This is a genomic window from Enterobacter cloacae complex sp. 372C4 (genome assembly GCF_050030615.1).
GTDB classification, from domain to species: Bacteria; Pseudomonadota; Gammaproteobacteria; order Enterobacterales; family Enterobacteriaceae; genus Enterobacter; species Enterobacter intestinihominis.
In genome coordinates, this window is sequence record NZ_JBLGUQ010000001.1 from 1,742,005 (window position 1) to 1,760,538 (window position 18,534).

General features: G+C 56.2%; 15 protein-coding genes. 10 read left to right on the forward strand and 5 right to left on the reverse strand.

The features are described 5' to 3' along the window. The first annotated feature begins 141 nt into the window (after positions 1-141). The 4 genes from ACQG11_RS08335 (at position 142) to ACQG11_RS08350 (ending at position 4,308) form a co-directional block, all read left to right on the forward strand. On the forward strand, positions 142-2,049 hold the full coding sequence (locus tag ACQG11_RS08335) for a PTS mannitol transporter subunit IICBA (RefSeq protein ID WP_022649761.1): 1,908 nt from the start codon (positions 142-144) through the stop codon (positions 2,047-2,049). A gap of 102 nt (positions 2,050-2,151) precedes the next feature. Continuing rightward, the gene (gene mtlD, locus ACQG11_RS08340; RefSeq protein WP_038416916.1) at positions 2,152-3,300 is read left to right on the forward strand and encodes a mannitol-1-phosphate 5-dehydrogenase; all 1,149 of its coding nucleotides are present in this window, start codon (positions 2,152-2,154) and stop codon (positions 3,298-3,300) included. Beyond that, positions 3,297-3,887, forward strand: a complete 591-nt coding sequence (mtlR, locus tag ACQG11_RS08345; protein WP_022649763.1) for a mannitol operon repressor MtlR — start codon at positions 3,297-3,299, stop codon at positions 3,885-3,887. The genes mtlD and mtlR overlap by 4 nt, the downstream gene beginning before the upstream one ends. A 58-nt stretch (positions 3,888-3,945) precedes the next feature. Then, the gene (locus ACQG11_RS08350) at positions 3,946-4,308 is read left to right on the forward strand and encodes a YibL family ribosome-associated protein (RefSeq protein ID WP_022649764.1); all 363 of its coding nucleotides are present in this window, start codon (positions 3,946-3,948) and stop codon (positions 4,306-4,308) included. Positions 4,309-4,339: 31 nt separating this feature from the next. Here the strand turns inward: ACQG11_RS08350 and ACQG11_RS08355 are convergent, their stop codons facing one another. Genes ACQG11_RS08355 through ACQG11_RS08370 form a run of 4 tightly spaced genes read right to left on the reverse strand, consistent with a single transcriptional unit; the run spans position 4,340 to position 9,215 of the window. Next, positions 4,340-5,434 carry a fimbrial protein gene (locus tag ACQG11_RS08355; protein WP_426728303.1) on the reverse strand — a complete coding sequence of 365 codons (1,095 nt, stop codon included), beginning with the start codon at positions 5,432-5,434 and terminating at the stop codon, positions 4,340-4,342. 9 nt (positions 5,435-5,443) lie between these two features. Next, the gene (locus ACQG11_RS08360) at positions 5,444-7,924 is read right to left on the reverse strand and encodes a fimbria/pilus outer membrane usher protein (protein ID WP_426728885.1); all 2,481 of its coding nucleotides are present in this window, start codon (positions 7,922-7,924) and stop codon (positions 5,444-5,446) included. A gap of 4 nt (positions 7,925-7,928) precedes the next feature. Beyond that, entirely contained in the window at positions 7,929-8,603 is a 675-nt protein-coding gene (locus ACQG11_RS08365) for a fimbrial biogenesis chaperone (RefSeq protein WP_022649767.1), read from the reverse strand. A 30-nt stretch (positions 8,604-8,633) separates the two neighbouring features. Next, positions 8,634-9,215, reverse strand: a complete 582-nt coding sequence (locus ACQG11_RS08370; RefSeq protein WP_032621994.1) for a fimbrial protein — start codon at positions 9,213-9,215, stop codon at positions 8,634-8,636. A 1,099-nt stretch (positions 9,216-10,314) separates the two neighbouring features. Here ACQG11_RS08370 and lldP point away from each other — a divergent pair. The 5 genes from lldP to trmL all read left to right on the forward strand — a co-directional run bounded on the left by lldP (position 10,315) and on the right by trmL (position 15,963). Continuing rightward, entirely contained in the window at positions 10,315-11,970 is a 1,656-nt protein-coding gene (gene lldP / locus ACQG11_RS08375) for an L-lactate permease (RefSeq protein ID WP_022649769.1), read from the forward strand. Next, positions 11,967-12,740 (forward strand): transcriptional regulator LldR, encoded by a 774-nt coding sequence (gene lldR / locus ACQG11_RS08380; protein ID WP_023298877.1) that lies wholly within the window; start codon positions 11,967-11,969, stop codon positions 12,738-12,740. The genes lldP and lldR overlap by 4 nt, the downstream gene beginning before the upstream one ends. Then, positions 12,737-13,924: an FMN-dependent L-lactate dehydrogenase LldD gene (gene lldD, locus ACQG11_RS08385; protein ID WP_022649770.1), complete on the forward strand. Its 1,188-nt coding sequence runs from the start codon at positions 12,737-12,739 to the stop codon at positions 13,922-13,924. Before lldR ends, lldD begins: the two co-directional genes overlap by 4 nt. 178 nt (positions 13,925-14,102) lie before the next feature. Beyond that, positions 14,103-15,443, forward strand: a complete 1,341-nt coding sequence (locus ACQG11_RS08390) for an MFS transporter (protein WP_022649771.1) — start codon at positions 14,103-14,105, stop codon at positions 15,441-15,443. 46 nt (positions 15,444-15,489) lie between these two features. Then, positions 15,490-15,963, forward strand: coding sequence for a tRNA (uridine(34)/cytosine(34)/5-carboxymethylaminomethyluridine(34)-2'-O)-methyltransferase TrmL (gene trmL, locus ACQG11_RS08395; protein WP_022649772.1), 474 nt, complete (start codon positions 15,490-15,492; stop codon positions 15,961-15,963). Positions 15,964-15,999: 36 nt separating this feature from the next. Here trmL and ilvC read toward each other — a convergent pair whose 3' ends face one another. Beyond that, the gene (gene ilvC / locus ACQG11_RS08400) at positions 16,000-17,475 is read right to left on the reverse strand and encodes a ketol-acid reductoisomerase (RefSeq protein WP_022649773.1); all 1,476 of its coding nucleotides are present in this window, start codon (positions 17,473-17,475) and stop codon (positions 16,000-16,002) included. Between the two features lie 152 nt (positions 17,476-17,627). Here ilvC and ilvY point away from each other — a divergent pair, with 152 nt between their 5' ends. Further along, complete coding sequence (gene ilvY, locus ACQG11_RS08405; RefSeq protein WP_017382574.1) at positions 17,628-18,518, forward strand: HTH-type transcriptional activator IlvY; 891 nt, start codon at positions 17,628-17,630, stop codon at positions 18,516-18,518. The last annotated feature ends 16 nt before the right edge of the window (positions 18,519-18,534 follow it).

Sequence of the window (18,534 nt, forward strand, 5' to 3'; positions counted from 1 at the left end):
AAAATTCCGCTGTCTGGACAGTTGAACGATTCAGTGCCAGATTTCACAGCATCAGAACAGGGCCCGGCTACCTCTGCCGCCGCACATTAACGATAAACCTCGGGCCACAAGCCTAAGCGTAAACATAAGAAGGGGTGTTTTATGTCATCCGATTTCAAGATCAAAGTGCAAAGCTTTGGTCGTTTCCTCAGCAACATGGTGATGCCAAATATCGGCGCGTTTATCGCGTGGGGTATTATCACCGCATTATTTATTCCGACAGGGTGGTTGCCTAACGAAACGCTGGCGAAACTTGTTGGCCCAATGATTACGTACCTGCTGCCGCTGCTCATCGGTTATACCGGTGGTCGTCTGGTGGGCGGTGACCGTGGTGGTGTCGTGGGTGCCATCACAACCATGGGGGTGATTGTCGGTGCGGATATGCCGATGTTCCTCGGTGCGATGATTGCCGGTCCTCTGGGCGGCTGGGCGATCAAGAAATTTGACGTCTGGGTTGATGGCAAGATCAAATCCGGCTTCGAAATGCTGGTGAACAACTTCTCCGCGGGCATCATCGGGATGATCCTCGCGATTCTGGCGTTCCTCGGCATTGGCCCTGCGGTTGAAGTGCTCTCCAAGCTGCTGGCGGCGGGCGTTAACTTCATGGTGGCGCACGACATGCTGCCGCTGGCGTCTATCTTCGTTGAACCGGCGAAAATCCTGTTCCTGAACAACGCCATCAACCACGGTATCTTCTCACCGCTGGGTATCCAGCAGTCACACGATCTCGGCAAGTCCATCTTCTTCCTGATTGAAGCGAACCCGGGTCCTGGTATGGGCGTTCTGCTGGCGTACATGTTCTTTGGTCGCGGCAGCGCGAAACAGTCTGCTGGCGGCGCGGCTATCATTCACTTCCTGGGCGGTATTCACGAAATTTACTTCCCGTATGTGCTGATGAACCCACGTCTGATCCTGGCCGTTATCCTTGGCGGTATGACCGGCGTGTTCACCCTGAGCGTACTGGGCGGTGGTCTGGTGTCTCCTGCTTCTCCAGGCTCTATTCTGGCGGTGCTGGCGATGACCCCGAAAGGCGCCTACTTCGCGAACATCGCGGCGATCTGTGCGGCCATGGCCGTCTCCTTCGTGGTCTCCGCTATCCTGCTGAAAACCAGCAAGGTGAAAGAAGACGACGATATCGAAGCGGCAACCCGTCGTATGCATGACATGAAAGCCGAATCCAAAGGCGCAACGCCGCTGGCGGCGGGTGATGTCTCTAACGACCTGAGCCATGTGCGTAAAATTATCGTGGCCTGTGATGCCGGTATGGGTTCCAGCGCAATGGGTGCGGGCGTGCTGCGTAAGAAAGTGCAGGATGCGGGTCTGACCAACATCTCCGTGACCAACAGCGCGATTAACAACCTGCCGCCGGACGTTGACCTGGTGATCACGCACCGCGATCTGACCGAGCGCGCTATGCGTCAGGTGCCGCAGGCGCAGCACATTTCCCTGACAAACTTCCTCGACAGCGGCTTGTACACCAGCCTGACAGAACGTCTGGTTGCGGCCCAGCGCCATGAAGATAACGAAGTGAAAGTGCGCACCAGCCTGCAAGACAGCTTCGACGAGAGCAACGCGCATCTGTTCAAACTGGGCGCAGAAAACATCTTCCTTGGCCGCACGGCGACCAATAAAGAAGAGGCCATTCGCTTCGCCGGTGAGCAGCTGGTGAAAGGCGGCTACGTTCAGCCGGAATACGTTGAGGCGATGCTGGAGCGTGAAAAGCTGACCCCAACCTACCTGGGTGAATCCATCGCGGTTCCACACGGTACGGTGGAAGCCAAAGACCGCGTGCTGAAAACCGGCGTGGTGTTCTGTCAGTATCCTGACGGCGTGCGCTTCGGTGAAGAAGAGGACGACATCGCCCGTCTGGTGATTGGTATCGCCGCTCGCAATAACGAGCATATCCAGGTGATTACCAGCCTGACCAACGCGCTGGATGACGAAACGGTTATTGAGCGTCTGGCCAATACCACCAGCGTTGAAGAAGTTCTGGCTCTGCTTAACAAGTAACAGCGCCTCTTCCCTCTCCCCCCCGGGGAGAGGGCTAGGGTGAGGGGAAAACGTTCCTCACCCCAGCCCTCTCGGGTAAAAACATTGATGAAGGTTAACACTATGAAAGCATTACATTTTGGCGCAGGTAATATCGGTCGTGGCTTTATCGGTAAACTGCTGGCAGACGCGGGCATTACCCTGACATTCGCCGATGTGAATCAGGTGGTTCTGGATGCCCTGAATGCGCGTCATAGCTATCAGGTTCACGTGGTGGGTGAAAACGAACAGGTTGAAACGGTCTCTGGCGTCAACGCGGTAAGCAGCATTGGCGACGACGTGATTGACCTCATCGCGAGCGTTGATCTGGTCACCACAGCCGTGGGTCCGGTGGTGCTTGAGCGTATCGCCCCGGCGGTCGCGAAAGGCCTGGCGAAGCGTAAAGCACAAGGCGTTGAAACGCCGCTGAACATCATCGCCTGTGAAAACATGGTGCGCGGCACCACGCAGCTGAAAGGCCACGTTCTGGCCGCTGTGGCTGATGAAGATAAAGCCTGGGTTGAAGCGCACGTTGGTTTTGTGGATTCCGCCGTTGACCGCATCGTTCCGCCATCAGAATCCGCCACCAACGACCCGCTGGAAGTGACGGTGGAAACCTTCAGCGAGTGGATCGTTGATAAAACTCAGTTTAAAGGCGCGCTGCCGACCATTCCGGGAATGGAATTAACCGATAATCTGATGGCATTTGTCGAACGTAAACTCTTCACGCTGAACACCGGGCATGCTATAACCGCGTACCTCGGGAAATTGGCCGGTCATCAGACGATTCGTGACGCGATCCTCGATGAGAACATCCGTGCGGTGGTAAAAGGGGCAATGGAAGAGAGCGGCGCGGTGCTGATCAAACGCTACGGTTTTGATGCTGATAAACACGCAGCATACATCCAGAAAATCCTCGGTCGTTTTGAAAACCCGTATCTGAAAGATGACGTTGAGCGCGTGGGTCGTCAGCCGCTGCGTAAACTGAGCGCGGGCGACCGCCTGATTAAACCGCTGCTGGGCACGCTGGAATACGGTCTGCCGCACGCTAACCTGGTGAAAGGGATTGCTGCCGCAATGCACTACCGCAGCGAGCAGGACCCGCAGGCGATTGAGCTGGCTCAGCTGATTGATGACAAAGGCGCACAGGCTGCGCTGGCGCAGATTTCCGGTCTGGATGCCAACAGTGACGTGGTTGCGGAGGCGGTCAGCGCATACAACGCAACCAAATGATGCAGAGTCCGGCGCAGGTTAGCCTGCGCCCGAATAACAGATTGTCAGATATGCAGGCAATAATGGAACAAACCCAGGCCTTTGAAAATCGTGTGCTTGAGCGTCTGAATGCTGGCAAAACCGTACGAAGTTTCCTGATCGCCGCCGTCGAGCTGTTAACCGAGGCGGTGAACATTCTGGTGCTTCAGGTGTTTCGCAAAGACGACTACGCGGTAAAGTATGCTGTAGAACCGTTACTGGACGGAGACGGACCGCTGGGCGATTTATCGGTACGGCTGAAGCTGATCTACGGGCTTGGCGTGCTCAACCGTCAGGAGTATGAAGACGCCGAGCTGTTAATGGCGCTGCGCGAAGAGCTCAATCATGACGGCAATGAGTACACCTTCACCGATGATGAGATACTCGGGCCCTTCGGCGAACTGCACTGCGTAGCCGCGCTCCCTCCCGCACCTCATTTTGATGACAGCGACCCTGAGCTGTACATGATGCAAAAGCTGCGTTATCAACAAGTTGTCCGCTCCACCATGGTGCTTTCCCTGACTGAGCTGATTTCTAAAATCAGCTTAAAAAAAGCGTTTCAGAAGTAAGCCCGCACACATTGGTGTATCCTTCCCTGTAAATTCCCCGTTTTCAGAGTTATTTGTCATGAAAGAAGTCGAAAAGAACGAAATTAAACGCCTGAGCGACCGTCTGGATCTGATCCGCCATCAGATGGCTGGCCTCTCCCTTGTTGATTCCGCCGAGAAATATGCCGAGCTGGAAAAAGAGTCCGTGAAGCTGGAGGCGGAAATTGAGCGCCTGCGCGATGTGAAAGGCCAGAAGCTGAGTAAAGAGGCGCAGAAGCTGATGAACATGCCGCATCGCCGCGCGATCACCAAAAAAGAGCAGGCCGACATGGGCAAGCTGAAGAAAAGCGTCCGTGGCCTGGTGGTGGTGCACCCGATGACTGAGCTTGGCCGCGAAATGGGCCTGAAAGAGATGACGGGTTTTAGTAAGACCGCGTTCTGATCGCTCTCCCCTGCCGCTGCGCAGGGGAAACTCAGTTGTAAATCAGGTTAAACGTGGCCATCGCATCTGCTTTTCCCGCCGTTACGTTCTCTTCCGTCTGAATGTAATGCGCATCAAACCAGAAGGTCTGCGTCTGGTTATCCCCCACCTGGCCAAGCGCTGACACCTGCGGGGTGTTCCACGATACCACCTGCCCCTGAACCGAACCGGTATTGTCACCGTAAAGCAGTTCGATCCCGACACCGCTGGCGCTATCCTCCTGCTTCGTCAACGCCAGCGCCCGATCGTTGCCTGGCGTGGTATCGCCAAAGAAACCCATCTTAACCGCCGTGTTATTTTCACAGGTCACCGGAATGCTGAAGCGTCCGCCTCCGGCGCGGGAGCCGATGCCGTGAAATTCACGCTGGCTCACGCTCCCCATGGGAACAAGAATGCTGCGAGAGCCCACTGAGCAGCTGGTACGCCTGACGGTGAAGCTGGCGAGATGGATCTGTACCGGTGTCGCCACGTTGGTGGCGCTGGCTTGATTTTCTCCCGCCTGCAATATCAGCGAGCCGACATTTTGCTCCTGGGAATTGGCGTTATCGTCAGGCATGGCGCTGGTCGTCGGGATTTTGTAAAACACCACCCAGAACTGCATTTTGTACGTTGAGGCGCTGGCAAAGGCGGGGTTTTGCGATGCGTCGCAAATGCGCCGGGACTCATTGCCATTCACCTGACTTGTGCCGTCAATATAACGTATCACATCGGCGCCGCAGTACTGCTGCTCGCGAAACCCGAGCGCGTAGCCGATGCCGTCAATCTGGGTTTTGTAGACGTGCCGCGACGCACCGTCTTCACCCACCACGGTGCCGACGGGGTTATCCACGTCGACAAAGCCGATACTACGCCAGGCATCATTCCCGCCATCACAGCTGTAGAAATCTGCCCCGGTAGACTGTATCGGCGCAGATATCGGCGTCCAGTCAGCCGTGCCGGGCGCATACCCAATGGCATAAGGCACCTGAACGACCCACTGATCGCGCGTGGTGCGGCAAGGTGAAGTCTGAGCATGGGCATGAAAACTCAGCATGCCAAAAAGCGAAAGAAGGCTCAGATAGAAAAACCAGTGAATAAAACGACGCATGATATTCCTCTAATGGCACTCAACGGACAGCGTGGCGATACCGGGGGCCATATGAGCTTTCCCCAGTCTGAAAGGTGTCTGGCATTGCTGCTGCTCCCCGTTTTCATACCAGGTGACGCGCAGGGTGCCGCGCTCTGGTACCCCGCTCAGGTAGGCCTGACCGCCGTCAGCGACCATGCTTCGGTTTGCAGAATGGCGGTTCTGCTCCACCACTTCAGCCTGCGCGCCAAACGGCAACGGTTCGCCGTTGTAGCGCAGGGAAAACAGAACGCGATAACCAATGTGGGTTGTGTAATTGGCCAGCACCACCGCGCCGCTGGTGGGAATGAGCGTCAGACCGCTTTGCTCAATGTCGACGTTCTCACCCAGCGTCGCCGTATCAAGGCTGACGGTATTTTTGCGATACGCCGAGAGCGTTGGCATGACCGCATAGCCGCGGCTGTCGGTATGGATCCCGTTGTAGCCCTCCGGCTCAACGTTCGCCGCGCCGGGCACGCGCAGCAGGGCGACGGTATCGCCCAGCGGCTGGCTAAGCGTGACGCCATACTGCGTGGCGATAACGCCTCCGGCGAGTCCAAGACTCGCGTTGCTACCGTTTCGGCTGTGGTCATAACCGAGGCTGACGTTGCCGTAGCCACCGTTGTATTGCAGCGCCAGGCTGGTGCTGTCGGCCTCTCCCTCACTGGTCTTACTCTGCTGAACGCTGTAATTCAGGTTGCGGTTCGCCAGCGCGCTGCCGTTGAGTGACACCTGCTGCGTGGTCATCCCACGATTGTTGTGGTTGGCGTAGTAACTGACCGAACTGCCCGGCAGCCAGTTGCCAAGCGGAACATTGACGTTAAACGACACGGTGCGATCGGGATACTGCTCAAGCGCTGAGTCGGTGTAGTCATACCCCGCGCCCCAGGAAATACCCCGCCAGCTGGTGTACCAGCCAATGTGGATGGTTTTATCCTGCCCGGACGTATGCCAGTAATCCTGCATCCATGCCGAGACGCTGAGGCTGCCGAACTGACCCAGCGTCTGTGAAAAAGTGACCTGCGAGCGGCTACGGCGATTATTGAGTTGCAGCTGTTGGCTGTCAGACTGATTCAGTTCACTAAATTCGTAGTAATTGCGCGAGGCATAGCGATAGCTCGCCAGGTTGAAGGCGGTGCCGGTAGCGCTGAAATCTTTCTGGTACTGAATGCGCCACGCCTGCCCCATCGCGCTTTTGCCGTCGGGTAAACGGCTTTTTGCCAGCGTATCATCAATACCCAGCGAGCCAAATGCGCCAAACCCTCTGCCTACGCCAATTGCACCGGCCTGATAGTTGCTCGCCGTACGAAAGCCGCCATACACCGTCATCCTGGAGAGCAGACCGTAGAAGAAAGCGCCTTCAACAAATTCGGGCGAACGCGCATCACCGGAGCCGGAGTGAAATCGTCCTGCATTGAGACTGTATTTCAGGCTGCCCTGGCGTCGCATAAACGGCACCGCAGAATAGGGCTGGGTAAAGACGCGCGTTGAGCCGTCACTTTCCGTGACCGTAACCTGTAGATCGCCACTTTGTGCGCCCGGGAACAGATCGTTAATGATAAATGGCCCGGCGGCCACCCAGGTTTCATAGATCACATAGCCATTTTGCGAAACGGAGACTTTAGCGAAGCTGTGTGCGACGCCGCGGATGGTTGGTGCGAAGCCGCGCTGGCTGTCGGGCAACATGCTTTCGCTTGATGAGAGCTGTACCCCGCGAAACGCCACGCTATCGAAGACGTCGCCTGCGGTCCAGGCATCGCCGATCCGTAGCTGGCTGTTAAGACGGCGAATATCCCGGGTCAGCCAGCTACTTTGCGACTGAAAATGGTCGCCGCCCGCGTCGCTGTAGCTCCAGGCCGAGGTGTTACGCAGCCGCCACGCCCCCAGATTGATGCCGTTACGCAGGCTCAGATAGCTGGATGTCGTGACCCCGCTCTGATGACGGGCCTGACCGCCCGACAGACTGTAATCAGTAAATGCCGCCGGGATACCATCGTCCCACTGCGACTGCGGCACGTAGCCACGGCTGCGGTGTTTCATTGCCGCCTGCGGCAGGCTGAGAAAGAGACGCTGCTGGTTGAAATCATAAGAAGTTCGCGCTGCCGGAATAAAATCCTCGAGGTGCGTGAACGTTTCTCCCTCCTGCAACCGGGAGAATGCAGGAATGGCCCCTACATTTACGCCAAGCGCTTCCAGCAGCGATACGCTAAAAACGGGTTGCAGGCTGCCTTTCTCATTGACGAAGGTGATCTCCTGATGCCGCTCCTCGCGTCCGTTAATCTCCAGCGTCACGAGCCAGGTGCCTGGCATCTGCCCGCCCTTTTCAGAGAAATAGTGCAGATCCGCCGTTTTCTGTTCAGTAGAGGAAAGCTCCAGCGCGGCGGGATCAAAGTAATCCTCGGCCATCCCCGTGCGGCTGAAGCTAAGCAGCAACACCGAAAGCGGCGCGTAACGAAACAGGCGAAAAGGCATGGTCTTAAAGAGGCTGGGTGTGGGTGGCGGTGATGGCACCAAAATCATTAATAGCCGACCAGCTTACGCCCCCGGAGGCGGACACAGGCCATTCCCGGGTTTCCCCTGGACCGATCATGCCCGGCTGCTCAATTTTATGCCCGCCAACGGTCAGACGATAAAAAGAGACGTAGTATGGCGTCGGGTTAGCGGCCTTAAGCCCTTTTCCCGTTCGCGAAAACGTTATTTTCTGCCAGGCCGTGGCGGCGTCCCCTTTCAGGTTATCCGGGCGGTAGAAGATTTTAAATTTCGATTTGACGTTTACCTGTAATTCGTTGCTGCTCTCTTTTGGCTTTGGCGCTATCGCTTTAATATCGAGCCAGAATACAGATTCACGATCTGTGGGCAGCGGAGCGCCGGTATATTGAATACGCAGCGTGTTGGTCTGCTCCGGATCAAGTCTGAACAGAGGTGGTGTGACAATAAATGGCGCAGCGTTATTTTTATCCGGCCCATCGCCTTCAACCCACGACTGAATAAGATAGGGAACCGCACTTTCCATATTAGAAACAGAAAATGCCACCTCCTTGCTGTTTTGCGGGTATACGATCCGTGTTCCCCCCATTACAACGCCAGCGGAAACTGACGCAGAACTAACCATTAATGCAGTGAGCATAATATACGATAAACGTTTCATCATTATTATCTCTGGAGGTGGCTGACAGTGAAATCAGTTATAAACCATCAGGAAGTTGGATACGGCGTTAACATCGCCGGCGTTGATTTCCGTGCCATCTTTGTCAAGTGCGGCATAGAAAGTTAATTCAGCATTGCCTTGATCATCCGGTGCGGTTGTTTCAGATACCGTACCCGGTTTAATCGCGGTGCTGCGATCGCTGTTATAAAGCTTCACGCCGACACCCGTCGCCATACCTTCACCCGGCGTAACCTGAAGCAGTGTGTCATTCACCGTATCTTTGGTTCCGTCAAACAGTACCGCAACCGATTCAACCGTCTCCGGGCAGTTTTCCACGTTGATTTTGAACTCGCGCGGCGTCGTTTCGTTGTGATCGTCAAAGTAGCTTTTTGCCCACGCCCCAAGGTCTACCGTTTTGTTTTTAGAGGCCGGAGTAATATCACAGGAAATAAGGGTAATCTTCCCGGTAAAATTGATCACCCCGCCCGTACTTTGCGAACCCGCACCGGTATCCAGAGAAGCATTAACGCCAGAATCACTGCTTGCCAGTACTGATTGAGAAGATAACAGCAGCCCCGCCGCGGCAATCGCCAGCGCCACATTTTTGATTTTCATTTGGAACACTTTCCCCTCTGTAAATTAAACAGATATAGACTTGTTGTACCAGGTACAATAACCGCTATAAGGATTTAAAAACGCCACCGAAAGGTTTTTAGCAGAATGGGTGACGCGACCTTATAGAATAAAGCAGGGTCCATCCCATGGTGATAATCCGTATATTTTCAGAAGGCCATACACAGATATCCTTCAACTGAGGAATGACTTCTGGCCGAAAATAACACTGAATACGTTGTGGTTAGTAATAAATTTAAAATCTTCTGTTACGTTGCTTCTGAATAAATAGTAAATCAAATGCCTTTTAACGTCTACGCATTGAAAAGCAATATGCCGCGTCTGTAAACACTCAGAAATTAACACTCAACTAACAAATTTAACCCCTTTCGATTGCCATAATAATTATTAATCTGCTTTTAATACCGCAACTAAATTACAAGAGAGTCAACTGATCATTGTTTGATCAATTTATTTCAGAATATTATTAGCCAAAAAATGTCTGTTCAGCGCAAAATTCTTACCCTTTATCCTGAAAAACAACACTTGAACAGGATATTTCTTTATCGATCATCAATTGATCGTTTGTAATACACTGTTAAAATCTATATGTGAAATTTACCTTAATTAAAATTTTTTGCTACAGCTTAGATTTCGCATTTTTAACCAAAAAAAATTTTTATTTATAGGAAATATATCACTCTGCTCACACATATACAGCTTCTCAAAAACACAAATAAAACAAACAAACCTCATTAAATTCACGAAACATTATCACCTCTCCTTTTTATATAACCTCTTTTACGCGCCGTATCTGCTTAAAAGGCGAATGTAAGGCTCTCCACCTGACCACCGCTCCCAACGCACACGGTGATTTGATTTTGCGGGTTTGGTCCTACCAATCACGCACAAAGCTATCCATCGTTCACAATTTCGATGCTCCACTTCACAAAACAATTGCTGAATAGCAACACTTGGTTAACCATTTGTTGTCATTAACCCTACATCACAATATTGGAAGGACCACTTTTACACTAAGTGTGACGCAGAGATGAGCAGAGACTCACCCGACGAACACCTGTGTGGTCCTCAGGAGACCTGCATGAGCCTCTGGCAACAAAACTACGATCCGGCCGGAAATATCTGGCTGTCGAGCCTGATCGCATCGCTACCGATCCTGTTTTTCTTCTTTGCGCTGATTAAGCTCAAGCTGAAGGGCTACCTCGCCGCGACGTATACCGTTGCCATCGCCCTGATGGTGGCGTTGTTCTTCTACAAAATGCCGGTCGATCGCGCGCTGGCCTCCGTCGTCTATGGCTTCTTCTACGGACTGTGGCCGATTGCGTGGATCATCATCGCCGCCGTCTTTGTCTACAAAATCTCGGTCAAAACCGGGCAGTTCGACATTATTCGCTCGTCGATTCTCTCCATCACGCCGGACCAGCGTTTGCAGATGCTGATCGTCGGCTTCTCCTTCGGAGCATTTCTGGAAGGGGCGGCAGGATTCGGCGCACCGGTGGCCATCACCGCCGCCCTGCTGGTCGGTCTGGGCTTTAACCCGCTGTATGCCGCTGGCCTGTGCCTGATTGTGAATACCGCCCCGGTGGCGTTTGGCGCGATGGGCATTCCTATTCTGGTGGCGGGCCAGGTGACCGGGCTGGACAGCTTCGAGATCGGCCAGATGGTGGGCCGCCAGCTGCCGTTCCTGACCATTATCGTGCTGTTCTGGATCATGGCGATTATGGACGGCTGGCGCGGCGTGAAGGAGACCTGGCCTGCGGTGATGGTAGCGGGCGGTTCGTTCGCCATTGCCCAGTATCTCAGCTCCAACTTCCTCGGCCCGGAACTGCCGGACATCATCTCTTCCCTGGTGTCGCTGGTCTGTCTGACGCTGTTCCTGAAACGCTGGCAGCCGGTACGTATCTTCCGCTTTGCTGACATGGGCGCATCGCACGTGGATCAGACGCTGGCGCGCACCGGCTATACCGCCGGACAGATTGTGCGCGCGTGGTCACCGTTCCTGTTCCTGACCGCCACCGTGACGCTGTGGAGCATTCCGCCGTTTAAGGCCCTGTTCGCCCCGGGCGGCGCGCTGTACGACATGGTGATTAATATCTCCGTGCCGTTCCTCGACAAGATGGTCGCCCGTATGCCGCCGGTGGTACACGACGCCACGCCGTATGCGGCAGTGTTTAAGTTCGACTGGTTCTCAGCCACCGGCACGGCCATCCTGTTTGCCGCTATCCTTTCCGTAGTGTGGCTGCGCATGAAGCCTGCCGCCGCGGTGCAGACCTTTGCGGCGACGATTAAAGAGCTGATGCTGCCGATTTACTCCATCGGCATGGTGCTGGCGTTCGCGTTTATTTCGAACTACTCCGGCCTGTCGTCGACGCTGGCGTTAGCGCTGGCGCATACCGGCCACGCGTTTACCTTCTTCTCGCCGTTCCTCGGCTGGCTGGGGGTGTTCCTGACCGGTTCAGATACGTCATCTAACGCCCTGTTTGCCGCCCTACAGGCCACAGCCGCGCAGCAGATTGGCGTCTCGGACGTGCTGCTGGTCGCCGCGAACACCACCGGCGGCGTGACCGGGAAGATGATCTCACCGCAGTCCATCGCCATTGCCTGTGCCGCGGTGGGGCTGGTAGGCAAAGAGTCGGATCTGTTCCGCTTTACCGTTAAACACAGCCTGATATTTACCTGCATGGTGGGCGTGATCACCACATTGCAGGCCTATGTCTTAACCTGGATGATTCCATGATAGTGATGCCCAGACGTCTGTCCGACGAGATTGCCACTCGCGTACGGGCGCTGATAGAAGAACAACAGCTGGAAGCGGGCATGAGATTGCCCGCCGAGCGTCAGCTTGCCGCCCAGCTTGGCGTGTCGCGCAATTCACTGCGCGAGGCGCTGGCGACGCTGGTCAGCGAAGGGGTGCTGCTGAGCCGTCGAGGCGGCGGCACCTTCGTGCGCTGGCAGCATGACGACTGGTCCGAACAAAACATCGTGCAGCCGCTTAAAACGCTGATGGAAAACGACCCGGACTACAGCTTTGACATCCTCGAAGCGCGTCACGCCATCGAAACCAGCACCGCGTGGCACGCGGCGATGCGGGCAACCGAGGCCGACAAAGAGAAGCTCAAAGCCTGCTTTGAGGCCACGCAAAGCAGCGACCCGGACATCGCCTCCCAGGCGGACGTGCGTTTTCACCTCGCGATTGCCGAGGCCTCGCACAACGTGGTTCTGCTGCAAACCATGCGCGGGTTCTTCGACCTGCTGCAATCCTCCGTGAAGCAGAGCCGCCAGCGCATGTATCTGGTGCCGCCGGTATTTGCCCAACTGACCGAACAGCACGAGGCGGTGCTCAACGCCATTCTGGCCGGTGATGCCGAGGCCGCGCGCAAGGCGATGATGGCGCATCTCGGCTTCGTGCATACCACCATTAAACGATTCGATGAAGATCAGGCCCGACAGGCGCGTATTACCCGTCTGCCTGGCGAGAGTGATATTTCCAGGGAGAACAAAGCATGATTATTTCCGCAGCCAGTGACTATCGCGCCGCGGCACAGCGCATTTTGCCGCCATTCCTGTTCCACTACATTGACGGCGGGGCGTACGCCGAATATACCCTGCGCCGCAACGTGGAGGACCTGTCGGAAGTGGCCCTGCGCCAGCGCGTGCTGAAGAATATGTCTGACCTGAGCCTTGAGACGAAGCTGTTTAACGAGACGCTCTCCATGCCGGTGGCGCTTGCGCCCGTCGGCTTATGCGGCATGTATGCCCGCCGGGGCGAAGTGCAGGCCGCCGCCGCCGCAGATGCCAAAGGCATTCCGTTTACCCTTTCCACCGTGTCCGTCTGCCCGATTGAAGAGGTCGCCCCGACCATCAAGCGCCCGATGTGGTTCCAGCTGTACGTCCTGCGCGATCGCGGCTTTATGCGTAACGCGCTGGAGCGCGCCAAAGCGGCAGGCTGCTCAACGCTGGTCTTTACCGTCGATATGCCCACGCCCGGCGCCCGCTACCGTGATGCGCACTCCGGCATGAGCGGTCCGAACGCCGCGATGCGCCGCTACTGGCAGGCGGTGACGCACCCGCAGTGGGCGTGGGATGTCGGCGTGAATGGCCGTCCGCACGATCTGGGCAATATTTCGGCCTACCTGGGTAAACCGACCGGGCTGGAAGATTACATCGGCTGGCTGGCGAACAACTTCGATCCATCCATCTCCTGGAAAGACCTGGAGTGGATCCGCGAATTCTGGGACGGCCCGATGGTGATCAAAGGGATCCTCGATCCGGAAGATGCGCGCGACGCGGTGCGTTTTGGTGCCGATGGGATCGTGGTCTCTAACCATGGTGGCCGCCAGCTTGACGGGGTGCTCTCCTCCGCCCGCGCCCTGCCAGCCATTGCCGATGCGGTGAAAGGCGATATTGCGATTCTGGCCGACAGCGGCATCCGTAACGGGCTGGACGTGGTACGCATGATTGCCCTGGGCGCAGACAGTGTGCTGCTGGGCCGTGCTTACCTGTACGCGCTGGCCACCAGCGGCCAGGCGGGCGTGGCGAATCTGCTGAACCTGATCGAGAAAGAGATGAAGGTGGCGATGACCCTTACCGGTGCGAAAACAATCGGTGAAATCAGCAAAGACTCTCTGGTGCAGGAGCTCAGTAAGCTGCCTGCGGCGCTGGCCCCCCTTTCTCAGGGAAACGCGGCCTAATCTCCCCCGGTTAGCCTCCCCTTCTTCCGCGCCCGACTTCCCCCTTGGGCGCTTTTTTGTCGAAAATAACACCTGCGTAACATTCTGGATAAGAAAATTTGACACAGCCTGCCCTCCGCAATTGTATAGACAAGCAAATACAAGAACACAAAAACAACATCACATCGGAGGGGAACGTATGACGTATTCAGGTCGGGTGGATATTCAGCAGGTGATCGATGAGAGTCCTTTTTCAGGGTTTCACTGGCTTCTTATTGTGCTGGGCTTTCTGGTGCTGGCGATCGATGGTTTCGATACCGCAGCGATGGGTTACATTGCGCCTACGCTGTCGGCGGAGTGGGGAATACATAAACAGGATCTGGGGCCGGTGTTGAGTGCGGCGCTACTGGGGCTGTCGCTGGGAGCTCTTATTGCAGGTCCGGTATCGGACCGTATGGGACGCAAGCGCGTACTGGTCTTTTCATGCCTGTTCTTCGGCCTGGCGAGCCTGGGCACGGCCTGGGCGCAAAGTCTGAATACCCTGACGCTGTGGCGATTTCTGACCGGTCTCGGGCTGGGCGCCGCGATGCCTAACGCCATCACGCTGATCTCAGAGTTTGCCCCCCAGCGCTGCCGCGCCATGGCAATTAACACCATGTACTGCGGCTTTCCGCTGGGTGCGGCGGGCGGCGGGGCGATCTCGTCCTGGCTTATCCCTCACCATGGCTGGCGAAGCGTGCTGCTGACCGGCGCGATTGCGCCGCTGATTTTAACGGTGCTGCTGGCGCTGCTGTTGCCGGAGTCGGTGAAGTTTCTGGTGCAGCGCGGAAAAGACGTCGCGCAGGTTCGCCGCATCGCCAGCCGGTTCGCCCGCAGCACGCTGGATAGCGTCACGGGCTTTTTCCTGGCGGAGGAGAAGGTCGCGTCGAAAAAAGGCAGCGTGTCGCAGCTGTTTTCCATGCCCTGGCTGCCCGGCACCCTGATGCTGTGGGTCACCTACTTTATGGGACTGGTGATTTATTACGTCCTGCTGAGCTGGATGCCAACGCTGATGCAGGGGATGGGGTATGCGCTGGCGGAATCCGCCTGGCTCACCTCGCTGTTCACCTTCGGCGGCACCGCTGGCATTCTGCTCGCGGGCTGGATGATGGACCGCTGGGAAGCGCACAAGGTGGTCGCGTGTGGTTTCGTGCTGACGATGGGCCTGATTCTTTTACTCGGCATTGAGCATAATCATATCGCCCTGTTTGGCGGGTTAATCTTCCTGATGGGGATCGCGATGAACGGCGCGCAGTCGGGGATGCAGACCCTGGCCGCCACCTTTTACCCTACCGAGTGCCGCGCGACGGGTATCGCCTGGATGCAGGGGATCGGCCGCTTCGGCGGCGTGGCGGGCACCATGACCAGCGCCCAGCTTCTTTCCATGCAGTGGCAGGCGGACAGTATTTTGATGATCCTCAGCGTGCCTGCTCTCGTGGCCGCAGCGGCAACCGTCTACAAAATGCTGTATAGCCGCTCGCAGGAGCCGGGCGTCGCCTAGTCCCTCTCTTTTCTGCTATTCTGCCCCCCGCAATTAAGGGGGCAGCATGCTTAACATCGTCTTATTCGAACCAGAAATCCCACCCAATACCGGCAATATCATCCGCCTGTGCGCCAACACCGGTTTTCGTCTGCACATCATTGAGCCGATGGGCTTTACGTGGGACGACAAACGTCTGCGCCGCGCGGGGCTGGACTACCATGAGTTTACTGCCGTCGTTCGTCATCACGATTACGCCGCGTTTCTGGACGCAGAGAAGCCGCAGCGCATGTTTGCCCTGACCACCAAAGGCACGCCAGCGCATAGCGCCGTAAGCTATCAGGACGGGGATTATCTGATGTTTGGTCCGGAAACCCGCGGCCTGCCGGCCACCATTCTGGATGCCCTGCCCGCTGAGCAAAAAATTCGTATTCCGATGATGCCGGACAGCCGCAGCATGAACCTGTCGAATGCGGTGTCGGTGGTGGTGTATGAGGCGTGGCGCCAGCTGGGTTATCCCGGCGCGATACTGCGTAGCTAAAACAGTTCGGGTGGCTTGCGCCACCCGATTGTCTTTTTAGTCTGCTACTGCGATACGTTTCATATCGGTCATGTAGCCACGAAGTTTCTGGCCCACTTTCTCGATTTCGTGACTGCGAATCGCTTCATTAACGTCACGAAGCTGCGCGTTATCAACCGCACCTTCCGCAATCGCTTTACCCAGATCGCCTGCTTGCAGGGTAGTCATGAACTCTTTCAGCAGCGGTACGCAGGCGTAAGAGAACAGATAGTTACCGTACTCGGCGGTATCGGAGATCACCACGTTCATCTCATACAGACGCTTACGGGCGATGGTGTTTGCGATCAGCGGCAGCTCGTGCAGCGATTCATAGTACGCAGATTCTTCAATGATGCCGGAATCCACCATGGTTTCGAACGCCAGCTCAACGCCCGCTTTCACCATCGCGATCATCAGTACGCCTTTATCGAAGTACTCCTGCTCGCTGATTTTACCCTCGAACTGTGGTGCCGTTTCGAACGCGGTTTTACCGGTCTCTTCGCGCCAGGTCAGCAGTTTCTTATCGTCATTCGCCCAGTCCGCCATCATGCCGGAAGAGAACTCGCCGGAGATGATGTCGTCCATGTGTTTCTGGAACAGCGGTGCCATGATGGTTTTCAGCTGTTCAGAGAGTGCGAACGCGCGCAGTTTTGCCGGGTTGGACAGACGGTCCATCATCAGCGTAATGCCGCCCTGCTTCAGCGCTTCGGTGATGGTTTCCCAGCCGAACTGAATCAGTTTTTCCGCGTATGCCGGATCGGTGCCCTCTTCCACCAGCTTGTCGAAGCACAGCAGAGAACCCGCCTGGAGCATGCCGCACAGAATGGTCTGCTCGCCCATCAGGTCAGATTTCACTTCCGCAACGAAGGAAGATTCCAGTACGCCCGCACGATGGCCGCCGGTGGCCGCTGCCCAGGCTTTGGCAATCGCCATGCCTTCGCCTTTCGGATCGTTTTCCGGGTGAACGGCGATCAGCGTCGGTACGCCGAAACCACGTTTGTACTCTTCGCGCACTTCGGTGCCCGGGCACTTCGGTGCCACCATCACTACGGTGATGTCTTTACGGATCTGCTCGCCCACTTCAACGATGTTGAAGCCGTGGGAGTAACCCAGCGCAGCGCCGTCTTTCATCAGCGGCTGTACGGAACGCACAACGTCAGAGTGCTGCTTGTCTGGCGTCAGGTTAACCACCAGGTCCGCCTGCGGGATCAGCTCTTCGTAGGTACCTACTTTGAAGCCGTTTTCGGTCGCTTTACGCCAGGAAGCGCGCTTTTCAGCAATCGCTTCTTTACGCAGGGCGTATGAGATATCCAGCCCGGAGTCGCGCATGTTCAGGCCCTGGTTCAGACCCTGTGCGCCACAGCCAACAATGACCACTTTTTTACCCTGAAGGTAGCTCGCGCCATCAGCAAATTCATCGCGCGCCATGAAGCGGCATTTGCCCAGCTGCGCCAGCTGCTGGCGCAAGTTCAGTGTATTAAAGTAGTTAGCCATGGGTGATACCTCGTGATGTTGTGTGTCTTATTGTTCGGTTCGCGTTTCAGCGAGAATGTACCCACATTACAACAGGAAATTTATTGCGGAAATTGATATATTCACAACGTCACATTGCAATTTATGCAATGTAAAAAGAGGGAGTGGAATCGGTGGATTTACGCGATCTGAAAATGTTCCTGCATCTGGCGGAAAGCCGTCACTTTGGCCGCAGCGCCCGGGCGATGCACGTCAGCCCTTCCACGCTGTCGCGCCAGATCCAGCGCCTTGAGGAAGACCTCGGCCAGCCGCTGTTCGTGCGCGATAACCGCACCGTCACCCTCACGGAAGCCGGTGAAGAGCTGCGCATCTTTGCCCAGCAAACCTTGTTGCAGTACCAGCAGCTGCGGCACACCATCGACCAGCAGGGGCCGTCGCTTTCCGGCGAGCTGCATATTTTCTGCTCCGTGACCGCCGCCTACAGCCATCTTCCCCCCATTCTCGACCGCTTCCGCGCGGAACATCCGTCGGTTGAAATTAAGCTCACCACCGGCGATGCCGCCGACGCGATGGAAAAAGTGGTCACGGGCGAAGCGGATCTCGCGATTGCCGGGAAGCCGGAAACCCTGCCGGGCGCGGTAGCGTTCTCAATGCTGGAGAATCTGGCGGTAGTACTGATTGCCCCGGCGCTGCCCTGCCCTGTGCGCAACCAGGTCTCGGTGGAGAAACCGGACTGGTCGACGGTGCCGTTTATCATGGCCGATCAGGGGCCGGTGCGCCGCCGCATTGAGCTGTGGTTCCGCCGCCAGAAAATCAGCAACCCGTCGATTTACGCCACGGTCGGCGGCCATGAGGCGATGGTGTCGATGGTGGCGCTCGGCTGCGGCGTGGCGCTGCTGCCAGAAGTGGTGCTGGAAAACAGCCCGGAGCCAGTGCGCAATCGCGTGATGATTTTAGAACGCAGCGACGAAAAAACGCCGTTCGAGCTTGGCGTGTGCGCACAAAAAAAGCGGCTGCATGAGCCGCTTATTGATGCGTTCTGGAAGATATTGCCGAACCACTAAAGCCGGGTGGCGCTGC

What these genes read in the sequence shown, in the direction of transcription:
- ACQG11_RS08335 (WP_022649761.1), top strand. Translation starts at nt 142, where the DNA reads ATGTCATCCGATTTCAAGATCAAAGTGCAAAGCTTTGGTCGTTTCCTC.
- mtlD (WP_038416916.1), top strand. Translation starts at nt 2,152, where the DNA reads ATGAAAGCATTACATTTTGGCGCAGGTAATATCGGTCGTGGCTTTATC.
- mtlR (WP_022649763.1), top strand. Translation starts at nt 3,297, where the DNA reads ATGATGCAGAGTCCGGCGCAGGTTAGCCTGCGCCCGAATAACAGATTG.
- ACQG11_RS08350 (WP_022649764.1), top strand. Translation starts at nt 3,946, where the DNA reads ATGAAAGAAGTCGAAAAGAACGAAATTAAACGCCTGAGCGACCGTCTG.
- ACQG11_RS08355 (WP_426728303.1), bottom strand. Translation starts at nt 5,434, where the DNA reads ATGCGTCGTTTTATTCACTGGTTTTTCTATCTGAGCCTTCTTTCGCTT.
- ACQG11_RS08360 (WP_426728885.1), bottom strand. Translation starts at nt 7,924, where the DNA reads ATGCCTTTTCGCCTGTTTCGTTACGCGCCGCTTTCGGTGTTGCTGCTT.
- ACQG11_RS08365 (WP_022649767.1), bottom strand. Translation starts at nt 8,603, where the DNA reads ATGATGAAACGTTTATCGTATATTATGCTCACTGCATTAATGGTTAGT.
- ACQG11_RS08370 (WP_032621994.1), bottom strand. Translation starts at nt 9,215, where the DNA reads ATGAAAATCAAAAATGTGGCGCTGGCGATTGCCGCGGCGGGGCTGCTG.
- lldP (WP_022649769.1), top strand. Translation starts at nt 10,315, where the DNA reads ATGAGCCTCTGGCAACAAAACTACGATCCGGCCGGAAATATCTGGCTG.
- lldR (WP_023298877.1), top strand. Translation starts at nt 11,967, where the DNA reads ATGATAGTGATGCCCAGACGTCTGTCCGACGAGATTGCCACTCGCGTA.
- lldD (WP_022649770.1), top strand. Translation starts at nt 12,737, where the DNA reads ATGATTATTTCCGCAGCCAGTGACTATCGCGCCGCGGCACAGCGCATT.
- ACQG11_RS08390 (WP_022649771.1), top strand. Translation starts at nt 14,103, where the DNA reads ATGACGTATTCAGGTCGGGTGGATATTCAGCAGGTGATCGATGAGAGT.
- trmL (WP_022649772.1), top strand. Translation starts at nt 15,490, where the DNA reads ATGCTTAACATCGTCTTATTCGAACCAGAAATCCCACCCAATACCGGC.
- ilvC (WP_022649773.1), bottom strand. Translation starts at nt 17,475, where the DNA reads ATGGCTAACTACTTTAATACACTGAACTTGCGCCAGCAGCTGGCGCAG.